Annotated in this window: 14 protein-coding genes; 8 read left to right on the top strand and 6 right to left on the bottom strand. The window is 69.4% G+C overall.

Annotated elements, in window-relative coordinates; all coding sequences use genetic code 11:
* Positions 1–2 precede the first annotated feature (2 nt).
* Positions 3–395, top strand: a complete 393-nt coding sequence (locus ABD687_RS06060; protein WP_310292753.1) for a hypothetical protein — start codon at positions 3–5, stop codon at positions 393–395.
* 63 nt (positions 396–458) lie between these two features.
* Here the strand turns inward: ABD687_RS06060 and cpaB are convergent, their stop codons facing one another.
* The 3 genes from cpaB to ABD687_RS06045 all read right to left on the bottom strand — a co-directional run bounded on the left by cpaB (position 459) and on the right by ABD687_RS06045 (position 2,339).
* Positions 459–1,163 carry a Flp pilus assembly protein CpaB gene (gene cpaB / locus ABD687_RS06055; protein ID WP_264270898.1) on the bottom strand — a complete coding sequence of 235 codons (705 nt, stop codon included), beginning with the start codon at positions 1,161–1,163 and terminating at the stop codon, positions 459–461.
* 168 nt (positions 1,164–1,331) lie between these two features.
* The gene (locus tag ABD687_RS06050) at positions 1,332–1,595 is read right to left on the bottom strand and encodes an FmdB family zinc ribbon protein (protein WP_264270899.1); all 264 of its coding nucleotides are present in this window, start codon (positions 1,593–1,595) and stop codon (positions 1,332–1,334) included.
* Positions 1,596–1,745: 150 nt separating this feature from the next.
* Positions 1,746–2,339, bottom strand: a complete 594-nt coding sequence (locus ABD687_RS06045) for a 5-formyltetrahydrofolate cyclo-ligase (protein ID WP_310293512.1) — start codon at positions 2,337–2,339, stop codon at positions 1,746–1,748.
* Positions 2,340–2,633: 294 nt separating this feature from the next.
* On the opposite strand from ABD687_RS06045, the gene ABD687_RS06040 reads away from it, so the two are divergent.
* The 3 genes from ABD687_RS06040 (at position 2,634) to ABD687_RS06030 (ending at position 5,617) form a co-directional block, all read left to right on the top strand.
* Entirely contained in the window at positions 2,634–3,254 is a 621-nt protein-coding gene (locus ABD687_RS06040) for a GNAT family N-acetyltransferase (protein ID WP_310292759.1), read from the top strand.
* Positions 3,255–3,540: 286 nt separating this feature from the next.
* Positions 3,541–4,356 carry a hypothetical protein gene (locus ABD687_RS06035; RefSeq protein WP_302265504.1) on the top strand — a complete coding sequence of 272 codons (816 nt, stop codon included), beginning with the start codon at positions 3,541–3,543 and terminating at the stop codon, positions 4,354–4,356.
* A 25-nt stretch (positions 4,357–4,381) separates the two neighbouring features.
* Positions 4,382–5,617 carry a phosphotransferase gene (locus tag ABD687_RS06030; RefSeq protein ID WP_310292762.1) on the top strand — a complete coding sequence of 412 codons (1,236 nt, stop codon included), beginning with the start codon at positions 4,382–4,384 and terminating at the stop codon, positions 5,615–5,617.
* Between the two features lie 138 nt (positions 5,618–5,755).
* Here ABD687_RS06030 and ABD687_RS06025 read toward each other — a convergent pair whose 3' ends face one another.
* A complete protein-coding gene (locus ABD687_RS06025) occupies positions 5,756–6,259 on the bottom strand; it encodes an Lrp/AsnC family transcriptional regulator (RefSeq protein ID WP_264270903.1) in 504 nt (167 codons plus the stop codon).
* A 79-nt stretch (positions 6,260–6,338) separates the two neighbouring features.
* Here ABD687_RS06025 and ABD687_RS06020 point away from each other — a divergent pair, with 79 nt between their 5' ends.
* The 4 genes from ABD687_RS06020 to ABD687_RS06005 all read left to right on the top strand — a co-directional run bounded on the left by ABD687_RS06020 (position 6,339) and on the right by ABD687_RS06005 (position 10,301).
* Positions 6,339–6,827, top strand: a complete 489-nt coding sequence (locus tag ABD687_RS06020) for an NUDIX hydrolase (protein ID WP_310292765.1) — start codon at positions 6,339–6,341, stop codon at positions 6,825–6,827.
* Entirely contained in the window at positions 6,824–7,834 is a 1,011-nt protein-coding gene (locus tag ABD687_RS06015) for a glycine betaine ABC transporter substrate-binding protein (RefSeq protein ID WP_310292769.1), read from the top strand. Before ABD687_RS06020 ends, ABD687_RS06015 begins: the two co-directional genes overlap by 4 nt.
* 90 nt (positions 7,835–7,924) lie before the next feature.
* Complete coding sequence (locus tag ABD687_RS06010; protein WP_264270906.1) at positions 7,925–9,154, top strand: pyridoxal phosphate-dependent aminotransferase; 1,230 nt, start codon at positions 7,925–7,927, stop codon at positions 9,152–9,154.
* A gap of 271 nt (positions 9,155–9,425) precedes the next feature.
* Positions 9,426–10,301 (top strand): PPK2 family polyphosphate kinase, encoded by an 876-nt coding sequence (locus tag ABD687_RS06005; RefSeq protein ID WP_302265512.1) that lies wholly within the window; start codon positions 9,426–9,428, stop codon positions 10,299–10,301.
* Between the two features lie 82 nt (positions 10,302–10,383).
* On the opposite strand, the gene ABD687_RS06000 is transcribed toward ABD687_RS06005, so the two are convergent.
* A complete protein-coding gene (locus ABD687_RS06000) occupies positions 10,384–10,617 on the bottom strand; it encodes an exodeoxyribonuclease VII small subunit (protein WP_310292772.1) in 234 nt (77 codons plus the stop codon).
* The gene (gene xseA, locus ABD687_RS05995) at positions 10,614–11,885 is read right to left on the bottom strand and encodes an exodeoxyribonuclease VII large subunit (protein ID WP_310292775.1); all 1,272 of its coding nucleotides are present in this window, start codon (positions 11,883–11,885) and stop codon (positions 10,614–10,616) included. The genes ABD687_RS06000 and xseA overlap by 4 nt, the downstream gene beginning before the upstream one ends.
* Positions 11,886–11,958 lie beyond the last annotated feature (73 nt).

The following is an 11,958-nucleotide window of genomic DNA, read 5'->3' as shown; positions in this document are numbered from 1 at the left end:
CCATGTCCGATGAGCCCGAAGCGCCGCGGCGAAAGAAACCGCGGCGCTTCACCGCACCCCCGCAACAGGTCAGCGAGTCGGCACTGGTCGGCGTCTTTCAGCTGCCGCACGGAGCCGGACGCCCGGCGACGCTCCCGTCCACGGATGCCGGCACAGGGGTGGAAGCAGGGACAGAAGCTGGGACGGAAGCAGCGGCAGATGCAGGGGGCACCGCCGATGCAGCGCCTGCCACCGCCGATGCAGCGCCTGCCACCGCCCCGACACCGGCGAAACCCGGCGACAAGCGGCCGGTCCTTGACCAACAGGCTGCGGAGGACGATCCGCGGCGCTGGGGAGATGGGGACGACGATCTCGGCGACTGGCTAAAGTCCCAGCGTCCGCCACACTGGGACTGATCACCCGCACGTCCCGCCGGCCTCACGACCTTCCCGCCGACGGCCGCCCGCCATCCAAGCGGCCTACGGGTTGACCAGCACCACCGACACCTTGCCCCGTTGCGCCGCCGTGGAGAGCTGCTCGGCACTGCCGGCCCCGGCTCCCACCACGATCAAGCCGCCCTGCCCGGACGCGGTGGAAACGCTCCACGGTTCCTGGCCGTCGGGCTGGACCTGCGCCTCGGTCCACAGGATCGGCACGGCCCGCGCCAGCACCCGCGACTCCAGCTTCGTCTCAAATCCATTGCCCTCGGTCAGCACCACGTCGACGCGCTGCCCCGCGCGCACCAGGGACGCTGTTTGCTCGTCATCCAGGCGCAGCGGCACCGCGACGGATCCGGGTGCGAGTCCGGCCAGGAGCCCGGGCCCGATGACCATCGTGGGAATCACCGGCGTGCCGGCCAACAGCGGAATCGCCAGCCGGGAGCCGGCGGCCGGTGGCTGGTTTCCGTAGGTGCCCTCGGGAACCAACGAGCGCGGAACCGATTCGCGGCTCAGGTCCTCTGGCCGCAACAGGGAGCCGACGGGCAGGTCCCGGCCCGCCACCAGCACATCGATGCGTTCCTCCGTTGCGGGGGCGAGTACCGCCAAGGACACCGCCAGCGAGAGCATGGCGAGCGCCGCGGCAAGGTGCCTGCGGTACTTGGCGAACAATTCCCTGCCCGAGCGGCGGGGAGCCCGGGCAGACGGAAACCGGCGCGGTACTTCGGTACGGCGAAAAAGTGACATGCATTAAGCAACGCATGGGCCCCATCCAAACGGATGAGGCCCATGACGAGGTTGTTATGCCGCCGGGTCGCGACAATCCTGTGCGAGGAAGTGCATCACGGTTCCACGGTTCCCCGGGACCCGGGAAAATACGGCTCGGGCGGCATTCGGCACCCAGAAGGGCGGCGCCTAAGCGGAAGTCGACGCCGAGGCGGAAACCTTGCTCGGGCTGCTGCTGGCTGCCGGGCTGGCGGCCGGGGTGCTGGAGCTCGTCGTCGAGCGCGAGTCGTTTCGGTAGAACCCGGAACCCTTGAACACCACGCCGACGCTGTTGAACTTCTTGCGCAACGCGCCCTGGCATTCGGGGCAGATGGTCAGTGCCTCGTCGCTGAAGGACTGGACAACCTCCATGGCATGGCCACAGTCCTTGCAGGCATAAACATAGGTAGGCATATTGATCCTTTCGCACGGGCGATGCGTGCCTGGCCGCGGGGCCGAAGCACCTGGCGGCGCGGCCGGTCACCCGGACAAGCGACTGTTGAAGAGGGAAATGCGGGCACCGGGGGCGCCCGCCTACACCAATTCTATCGCACGTCCCGGCGGCTACTTGGTGAGATTACGCACTCCGGAGGGCAGCGCGACGGCATCGACGCGCTGGTCGAAGGGTTCGACGGGGAAATGGCCGGCCGGTACGAACTCGTGCTCGAAGGCGATGCTCAACAGCTTCGGGCGGCGCGCGGTGTCCGGCAGGGACTGGATGAACCGGTCGTAGTAGCCGCCACCCTGCCCCAGCCGGTCTCCGTTTTCATCCACTGCCTGCGCCGGGACCAGGATGACGTCGACCTCCGCCATCAGCTCGGGGCCGTGGCGTTCGCCCACCGGTTCATCGATGGGCCCGACGGCACTGCGGGCCATCGGGACCCCGGGGTACCAGCGGGACCACGACAGGCGCCGCATAGGCTCGCAGATCGGGACGTAGATGGTGTAGCCGGCGGCGTGCAGTTCCACCAACAGGGAGGCGGTGGGCGGTTCGGAGCCGTAGGACAGGAAGAAGGTCAGCGTCCGCCGCGGCGCGTTGTGCACCAGCCACGGGATCAGGTGGCCGGCCAGCGACGCCATCTCCGATTCGCGCAGGGCAGGTCCCATGGCACGGCGGCGGGCGCGCAACAGGTTTCGGACTTCGTCCTTGGGGTTCATCTCGCTCACATTCCACAGTCTAGCGAGCCGTGCGATACGCGAGGCTGAAACCGCACGGCGGGGAAACCGCTTGATCCGGAAACCCGGCGACGCAGAAACCGGGCGACGCGGAAACTGGGGGGGGAGTGCGGGAGCACCCGGGGCAGCACCCGGCGAGGCCGGAACAACCCGAGCCACACCCCCCAGGCAACCCGCGGCGGCCCCGGCGGGTCGCCAAGGGCAAGATCCCGGCAGCACGCCGTCGATCGGCACGGTCGGCACGATCGGCACGGGTGGAATAGCTAAGATTGGTGCATGTCCGAATTTGATCGCCACTGGCCCGTCACCGTTCAGGGGCCGCGATTGCTGCTGCGCCCGCTGCGCCGCCGTGACAAGGCCGAATGGATGCATTTGCGCCGCAGCAACGACCGCTGGCTTGCCCCCTGGGATGCGACCCTGCCCGAGGGCACCGGGTACCCGGCGGACTTCGGACAGATGGTCGCCACGCAGAACCGCTCGGCGCGCCAAGGCCAGTGCCTGCCCTGGGTCATCGCCCTGCCCTCCATCCACACCAGGCGCGCCCCGATCGTCGGGCAACTGTCGGTCTCCTCGATCGTGTGGGGCGCGGCGCGCAGCGGTTCGATCGGATACTGGGTCGACGCGCAGCACGCCGGGGCCGGGATTGCGCCCGAAGCCGTCGCCATGGCGGTGGACCATTGCTTCACGGCCATGGGGCTGCACCGCATCGAAATCAACATCCGCCCGGAAAACGGCGCCAGCCTGCGCGTGGTCGAGAAGCTGGGCTTCCGCGACGAGGGCGTGCGCAAGGACTACCTGCACATCAACGGGCATTGGGCCGACCACCGCAGCTTCGCGTTGACCGCAGCGGAAGTGCCGGAGGGCATGCTCAACCAATGGCTGGCCAGGACGCCGTAGCGAGGGCGCCCTAGCGACGACGCCGGCAATGTCAAAATGTGGAGAAATCACAAATTAGTCCAGAGTATTGCCGGACACACCGGGTTGAATGCGGCACCATCCGCCGAAGCATGCTTAATGTGGTTGACGTGGACGTTTCACATTGACAACATTTTTGGGCGACGAAGCAGGACGCCGGGGGCAGTTGCAGTGAATGGAAGCACCACAATGGAGTAAATCGGCGGCTGTAAAGCGACGCCGTGGCAATCCGCAGGAGAAATCAGTCGCCAGCCGACGGAGGAGCAACATGGCACCGGTAGCATCCAACGCTTCAGTCGCGTCACCATCGACTGGGCAGCGACCCCTGCGGATTTTTTACGACCGGGTGGCCATCGCCCTGCTCGGCTGCCTCTCCGTGCTGGCCCTGCCCATCGGCGGCGTGCTGGCCCTGGCGGGCGTGTTCTCCGGATGGGTGCCGTTGGTTGCCCTGCTCCTGGCCTTTGCAAGCTTCTCAGCGCTGCGCGGCCTGGCCGTGCGGGACAGGCGCGCCAAGCTGCTCGCCCGGATGGAAACCACGCGGACCCGCGCCATGGAAACCGGCCGCGCCCCGAGCCCCGAACCGGCCCGCAAGACCGCCGTCGTCTTCGACGCCCAGCCGAACTCCAACAAGCGTGCCCCGCGCCTGACAGTTGAGGAATTGCGTGCCGAGGCACTGCGCATCGCCCACAAGGGTGCTGCGCTCCAGCGCCCCGAGGGCTGGGAGCCCACCGAGGTCCCGTTGCCGCAATACGTCGTGGCCAAAACCGTCCAGCGTCCTGCCCCTGCCCCGCTGCAGGCAGCTGCCGAGCTGAAGGCCTCCAGCACCGCGACGCTGCGTGCCCAGGAGGCCGCCGCCCGCCTGGCCGAAGCCGCCGGGACCGAAGGCGACGGCGCCGAAGACGTGCAGAAGATTCCCGCCATCCCGGCTGCCCCGCTGACCGAGCCGGTCCAGCCTGCCCGGCCCACCGGCACCTCCGATCCCGTCGGGAAGCCGGCTGCGGAAACCACTGCCGTCCGCGCACCGCGCGCCGAGGCCACCGACCGCATCAACCTCGACGACGTCATGCAGCGTCGCCGGGCCTGAGCCGCCACACACCCCCTTTGCACCGATGAGCGCCAGCGCACCGGGCCCGGCCGACGCGGCGCAACTTGCCGCGTTGGCCGCGGCCGTCCCCGAGCTGGTCCGCCAACTCGGCGGCAGCGTACCCATCGGCACCTGGGACCTTGAGGCCAACCGGTTGCGCATCCAGCATCGGCCCGGCGCCGGGATCAGCGCGATGTACCGCATGCCCGCGGGCACCGGATTCAACGAGCTGGGCGCCACCACCGAGAAGATCGCCGTCCCCGGCGTCGCAGCCACCACCATCGGCGCGGGCCCGCACACCCCCGGGATCACGGTCAGCGGTTGGATCCACCCCCGCGACCCCATGCTGCCCGACCTGGCCTGCGCCGCCGACCGCGCGCACGTGCAGCGGACCTGGGGCGAGGGAGAACGGCTCACGGGGCTGAAGACCGTCGCCTACCGGCCGCTGCGTCGCGCGGTGCTGCGCGCGACGTTCACCACGCTGGGACCGCTGCGCATTCCACGCACCGTCTTCCTGAAGGTGGGACGCGCCCGCGCAATCACCGGGCTGCGCCTGCGCCACGAACTGCTCGCAGGCACCGGCATCCCGGTCCCTGCCATGCTGGGCCCGCGCACCTCCGGGATCCTGGCACTGGAGGCCGGCCGCGGCGAATCGCTCGGGGCCGCCATCCGCCGGCACTCGGGAGCGGACCTTGACCCCAACGACTTCATCGGCCTGCTCGATGCGCTGCCGGCCGGCTTGATGCAGCTGGAGGCCAGGTCTGCCTGGAGCGATTCGATCCAGCGCTACCGCCAGGCGGCCACGCTGGCCCTCCCGCACCGGGCCGCGGAGCTGGAGACGCTCGCGGCGCGGATCGCTGCGCACCTTGCCGCCTCGGATCGCGGCGAATTGGTGCCGGCGCACGGGGACTACTACGACGCGAACATCCTGCTGGAAGCCGGATCGATCAGTGCGCTGCTTGACCTCGACTCGCTGGGGCCCGGGTACCGGGTCGATGACCTAGCCTGCCTGCTGGGGCACTTGGCGATCCTGCCGTCGCTGGGGGAGAAGAACCGGGAGGCCGGCCCGGCGCTGGAGCGCTTCGGCGCAGTCTTTGAACGCCACGTCGATCCCCGCGCGCTGTGGGCGAGGTCGGCCGGGGTGGCGCTGACGCTGATTGCCGGATCCCGTGGGCTCGGTGCCGACACGTGGGAGCAGGTGGCCGAGGCCCGGCTGGGGACGGTGGAGGAGCTGGTGCGACGCGCCGACGCGTTCGCCTGAGAGGATCCGCACCATCTGGGTCCACGTTTGGGTCTACGTCTGGGTCCAAATCCAGGTCCACAAGCGCCCGGGACCCGCACTCCGCAACCCGCGCGCCGGAACCGCCGGCAGGGCACCGCCCTAGTTCGGAAGGTCCTCCTAGTTCGGAAGGTCCTCGGGGATCGGCCCGCCCAGTCCCTTGTGGTGGCCGAAGACCAGCGTCGTTTCGGTGTGACCCACGGACTCGTCGGTGGCCAGGTTGTCCAGCACCCAGTCGCGCAGCGCCTCGGTGGAACTCACGGCGATGTGCAGCAGGTAGTCGGTGGCCCCGGAGACATGGAACATGGAAAGGACCTCGGGCAGCCGCGGCATCTTGTCGGTGAACCTGTCGATCTGCACGCGGTCGTGCACGCGCAGCTTCACCGAGATCAGCGCCTGCACGCTGCGCCCCACCGCCGGCAGGCTGACCTCCGCGTGGTAGCCGGTGAGCACCCCGCGCTCCACTAGGGCGCGGGTCCGCAACAGCGCCGTGGACGGCGCGATGCCCGTGCGCTGCGCCAGCAACGCGTTGCTGATGCGTGCGTCATTGACCAGTTCCTGAATAATCCGACGGTCAACGGCGTCAAGTTCAACCGGTTGTTGCGGAAAAGTTGAAGGTGCCATGCTGATATTCCATCACAGTTGTGGTCGATCGGGAGATTTGGACCCCGGGGAAAACCCCTGCACACCCTAAAATGGACTCATGACTACCCCCGAACCCCAGGTCCACCGCGGCTTTGACACCCGGCTTGCCGCCTACTGCGTGGTGATCCGCGAGGGAGAGATCCTGCTGGCGCTGTGGGACATGCGCGAGCGCGATGCCGGATTCGTGCCGCGCTGGACCCTGCCCGGCGGCGGCGTGGAACTCGGCGAGGACATCGATGCCGGGGCCGTGCGCGAGGTCGAGGAAGAGACCGGCTACACGGTGCGCATCGATGCGCTGCTCTCCGTGGACTCGGGCCTGATCCCGGCGCACCGGCGCTACAGCGGCACCGAGTACCCCATGCAGACGGTCGCGGTCATCTATGCGGCCACGGTGATCGGCGGGGAGCTACGGCACGAGGCCAACGGCACCACCAGCCAGGCGGCCTGGTTCCGGCTCGAAGACGTCCCCGGGCTGAACCGCGTGGACCGCGTGGACGCCGCCATCGAGCTATACAGCGAACACCTGCGCAAGGAAAGCACCAGATGAGCGAAACGAACCACCCGCACCGCCTCCGCCGCGCCCGGGGGTTTGAAGCCCCGGGGCTTCGCGCACTCGGGCTCGGCGCCGCGCTGCTGGCCCTGGCCGGGTGCACCCCGAACGCCCAGGTACCCATCGCGCAGGAGCAGACGGAGCGTGAACTGGTGCTCGTGCAGCGGCCCGATGCCACTTCACAGGCCCTGGGCCACGCCTACAAGGACATGTTGGTCGACGCCGGGGTGTCGGCGCGCCTGGCGGAACCCGCTGAGGATCCGGTCGCGGAGGTCCTGGCCGGCCGTGCCGACGTCGCCGTGGCCGGATCCAGCGAGCTGCTCGCGGCCCTGGGCGAGGTCCCGGGTGCCAAGGACGATGGCGACGCATCCGGGGCCCCGGAGTCCCCGGAGTCCCCGGCTGCACCCGGCGACCTGGACGCGGCTGCCGTCAACACCCGATTGCACGCGCTGACTCCCGAGGGCTTCGCCGTGCTGGACACCGCCGAGGCCGAGCGCACAGGGACCCTGGTCGTCACCGCCGCCACCGGCGCGGGCGAAAAGCTGGCGACCGTCGACCAGCTCGGCCCGCTCTGCCCCGAGCTGGACTTCGGCATGACCCGCACGGTGCGGGCCACACTCCTGCCGGCGCTTGGCCTGAAGGCATCGTGCACCCCCCGGGCGATCGTCGAGCTCACCGATGACCAGGCGCGCGGCGTCCTGCCGGTGATCAGCGATGCGGTCCAGGTGCAGGCGACGACGCTCGCGAATTCCGGGATCCAGGACAACGCTCTGGTGGTGCTGCAGGGTTCCGCCTCGCTCTTCGCCCCGGAAGCCCTGACCCCGGTGATCACCACCGACGGGGTGGGCCAGGATGCGATCAAGGCCATCAACAAGCTCTCCGCCGCGCTGAAGCAGGAGGACCTGCAGGACATCAACCGCATGGTCTCCGGCCGCGACGCGCTGCACCCCAAGAAGGCCGCCGCCGACTGGCTGGCCGACGAATCGCTGGTCAGCGCCCCATGATGACGCGCGGGCTTCACACTCGGCCGCCCCGCGAGGTTGCCTTGCTCACAGTCCACGCCCGCTCCCGGCCCACAATGAGAAAGTAAGAGCATGCCAGAATTCAAGCAGTCCACGAAACTCCACAACGTCCTGTACGACATTCGCGGGCCGCTGCTGGAACACGCCCAGCGGATGGAGGCCGAGGGCCAGCGCATCCTCAAGCTGAACATCGGCAACCCGGCGCCCTTCGGCTTCGAGGCCCCGGACGCGATCCTGGTGGACATGATGCGCAACCTGCCCAACGCGCAGGGCTACTCGGACTCCCGCGGCATCTTCTCGGCCCGCACCGCCGTCTCGCAGTACTACCAGACCCGCGGCATCCAGACCATCGGCGTGGACGACATCTACCTGGGCAACGGCGTCTCCGAGCTGATCACGCTGAGCCTGAACGCGCTGCTGAACAACGGCGACGAGGTGCTGATCCCCGCCCCCGACTACCCGCTGTGGACCGCTTCGGTCTCGCTCGCCGGCGGCACCCCGGTGCACTACCTCAACGTCGAGGAGGAGGGCTGGCTGCCGGACCTGGAGGACATGGCCGCGAAGATCACCCCGCGCACCAAGGGCATCGTGCTGATCAACCCCAACAACCCCACCGGGGCGGTGTACCCGAAGGAAACCCTCGAGGGGGTCCTGGAGCTGGCGCGACGGCACGGGCTCATCGTGTTCTCCGACGAGATCTACGAGAAGATCCTGTACGACGACGCGGTGCACATCAATACCGCCGCGTTGGCCGACGACGTGCTCATCCTGACCTTCTCCGGGCTGTCCAAGGCCTACCGGGTCTGCGGCTTCCGCGCCGGCTGGATGGCCATCTCCGGCCCCAAGCACCTGGCCAGCGACTACATCGAGGGCATCAACCTGCTCACCAACATGCGCCTGTGCGCCAACGTCCCGGCGCAGCACGCGATCCAGACGGCGCTGGGCGGGTACCAGTCCATCAACGACCTGATCCTGCCCGGCGGGCGGCTGAAGGAACAGCGCGACGTCGCATTCGACATGCTCAACGCGCTGCCCGGAGTCAGCTGCCAGCAGGCCAAGGGCGCGCTGTACCTCTTCCCGAAGCTGGACCGGGAAATGTACCCCATCCACAACGACGAGGCCTTTGCGCTGGAACTGCTCAAGCAGCAGAAGCTGCTGGTCTCCCACGGCACCGCGTTCAACTGGGTGGCCCCGGACCACTTCCGGCTGGTCACCCTGCCCTCGGTGCGCGACCTGCAGGACGCCATCGGCCGCATCGGCGAGTTCCTCGAGGACCTGCGCGAGGGCAAGGTCGGCGTCTAGGGAGGCACCGACCCCCGCCTGCGCTGGCCCCCTGCCTGCGCCGTCCCCCCGGCCTGCGCCGTCCCCCCGGCCGGTGCCGTCCCCCCGGCCGGTGCTGGCCCCCCTTGCCGCGCCGGTGACCGGGCCAGGACCCCGGCACCGGCCGGTTCCCGGCACGGCACCTGCTGCCGCGCGGGTGGCGAAGCAGGTCATTGGCGCAGGTCATTGACGGGATGGCGCCACCCGGTGTCGTACGCTGAAAGCCCGGCCCCCCATCCCGAAAGCGGCACGCATGAGCAAGAAGACCAAGATCGCGGTTCCCTCCGTTCCCTTCGACGAACCCGCGCACCGGTTGTTCGCGGCCGGTGCGGATTTCCGGCTGGCCGATGTCGACCCGACCGCGAAGCCGGGCTACCTCGGCGACAAGAAGACCGGCGCCGTCGACCTGGCGGGCGTCGGCGCGGCGCTGGGCGACTTGCAGGAGCGGTTCTTCGCCGCCTCGCGGGCAGGTGCCCCGCACAAGATCCTGCTGGTGCTCCAGGGGATGGACACCTCGGGCAAGGGCGGGATCGTGCGCCACGTCGTGGGGACCGTCGATCCGCAGGGCGTCAGCCACCACGCCTTCAAGGCACCCACCGCCGCCGAGGCCAAGCGCGATTTCCTCTGGCGCATCGCGCGCCAGCTGCCCAAGAGTGGGTATATCGGGGTCTTTGACCGCTCGCACTACGAGGACGTGCTGATCCACAAGGTCAGGGAGCTTTCGCCGGCGGAGGAGATCGAGCGCCGCTACGGCGCCATCAACGATTTCGAGCAGAACCTGGCGGACAAGAACACCACGATCATCAAGGTCATGCTGCACATCTCCAAGGACGAGCAGCGCGCGCGCCTGTCCGAACGCCTGGAGCGCGAAGACAAGCACTGGAAGTTCAACCCCGGGGACATCGACGAGCGCGCGTACTGGGATGACTACATGGGCGCCTACGAGGCCGCCATCCAGCGCACCGACACCGCCGCGGCGCCGTGGTTCGTCGTCCCGGCGGACAGGAAATGGTACGCCCGGCTGGCGGTGGCCACGCTGTTGCGCGAGGCACTGGAGGCCATCGACCCGCAGTGGCCGGCAGCAGACTTCGACGTCGACGAGCAGCGCCGCCGGCTGGCCGCTTCCTAGGCTGCCGCGTCGGGACCCTGCCGCGTCGGGACCTGCCGACCGGGGAAGTGCAGCAAAACCTACTGGGCGCACCCCGGCGACCTCATTCGGGGGAGGACGCCCCGTTGTCCTTGCGCGCGGCGTCCAGGCGCGCGGTGGCACCCTGCAGCCAGGCTTCGCACCGGGCGGCCAGCGCCTCGCCGCGTTCCCACAGGGCCAGGGACTGCTCCAGTGTGGCGGCACCGGCCTCGAGCTGCGCGACGACGGCCACGAGTTCCTCGCGCGCCTGCTCGTAGCTCAGCGCGGCGATGTCGTTGGTTGCTGCTTCGGGGTTCATGGGGTGTTTCCTTCTTCCGGGGTGTGGCTGTGGGTGACGGTGGCGGCGAGCCGCCCGCGGGCCAGGCGCACCTGGACCTCGCTGCCGGTCGGGGCCTGCTCGGCGGAGCGGACAATGTCCCCGGATTCCAGCTGGATGACCGCATAGCCGCGGTCAAGGGTCTGCTGCGGGGACAGGGCGCGGACCTGGGCGCGCAGGTGCGCAATGGAATCGTGGCCGCGGGCCAGCGAGGCGCGCATGGCCAGGGTGCTGCGTTGGCCCAGCCGCACGAGGTCCTCGCGCCGTCCCTGCACCATGGATTCCGGGTTGGACAGCACCGGGCGTGCCCGCAGCGAGGCGATGCGCTGGGTCTCGCGCTCCACGTTGGCGCGCACCGCGCGGTCCAGCCGGTTCCGGGCCTGGGCCAGGTTGGCCAGCTCCTCGGCGAGGTCGGGCACCACGCGCTTGGCGGCGTCGGTGGGGGTGGAGGCGCGCACGTCGGCCACGTCGTCAAGGATCGGACGGTCGGCCTCGTGCCCGATGGCGGAGATCACGGGGGTCGTGCAGGCGGCGACCGCGCGCACCAGGTCCTCGGAGCTGAAGGGCAGCAGGTCCTCCAACGCGCCGCCGCCGCGGGCGATGATGATCACCTCGACGTCGGGGTTGGCGTCCAGCTCGCGCAGCGCGGCGGTGACCTCCGCGACAGCGTTGACACCCTGGACAGCGGTGTTGCGGATGTCGAATTGGACGGCGGGCCAGCGCAGCGTGGCATTGCGCACCACGTCCTTCTCCGCGTCCGAGTCGCGCCCGGTGACCAGCCCGATGCGGCCGGGCAGCAGCGGCAATGGCCGCTTGCGGGCGGGGTCGAAGAGGCCCTCGTCGAAGAGCGCGCGGCGCAGGCGCTCCAGGCGGGCCAGCAGGTCGCCGAGCCCCACGGGGCGCAGATCCGAGGCGTTGAGCGAGAGCCGGCCGGTCTTGGCGTAGAAGCTGGGCTTCACCCGCGCCACCACGCGGGAGCCGACCTCCGGGGGCGTGTCCAGCGAGCGCATCACCGAGGCCCACACGGTCACCGAGAACGAGTAGTCGACATCCACGTCGCGCAGCGTCAGGTAGGCGTGGCCGTTGCGGACATTCGCCTCCAGCAGCTGGCCCTCCACCCAGGACTCGGGGGAGTTCTCGATGTGCTGCTTGAGCTTTTCGCTCAGCACCCGCAGCGGCCAGGGGTTCTGCGGGGTGGTCGCCGCGGCGGTGCGCGGCAGCGAACCTTGTGCTTCTTGTGCTTGCTCCACGTGGGTGCGCGCCTTCCTTGGTGCTGGATTTCGAAACTACACCAACTCCCATTGATACCAGTAACGTGGGACA

Source organism: Paeniglutamicibacter sulfureus (genome assembly GCF_039535115.1).
In the GTDB taxonomy this organism is placed as follows: domain Bacteria; phylum Actinomycetota; class Actinomycetes; order Actinomycetales; family Micrococcaceae; genus Paeniglutamicibacter; species Paeniglutamicibacter sulfureus.
The sequence above is the reverse complement of the archived record's forward strand: the minus strand, read 5'-3'. Positions and strand labels throughout refer to the sequence as shown.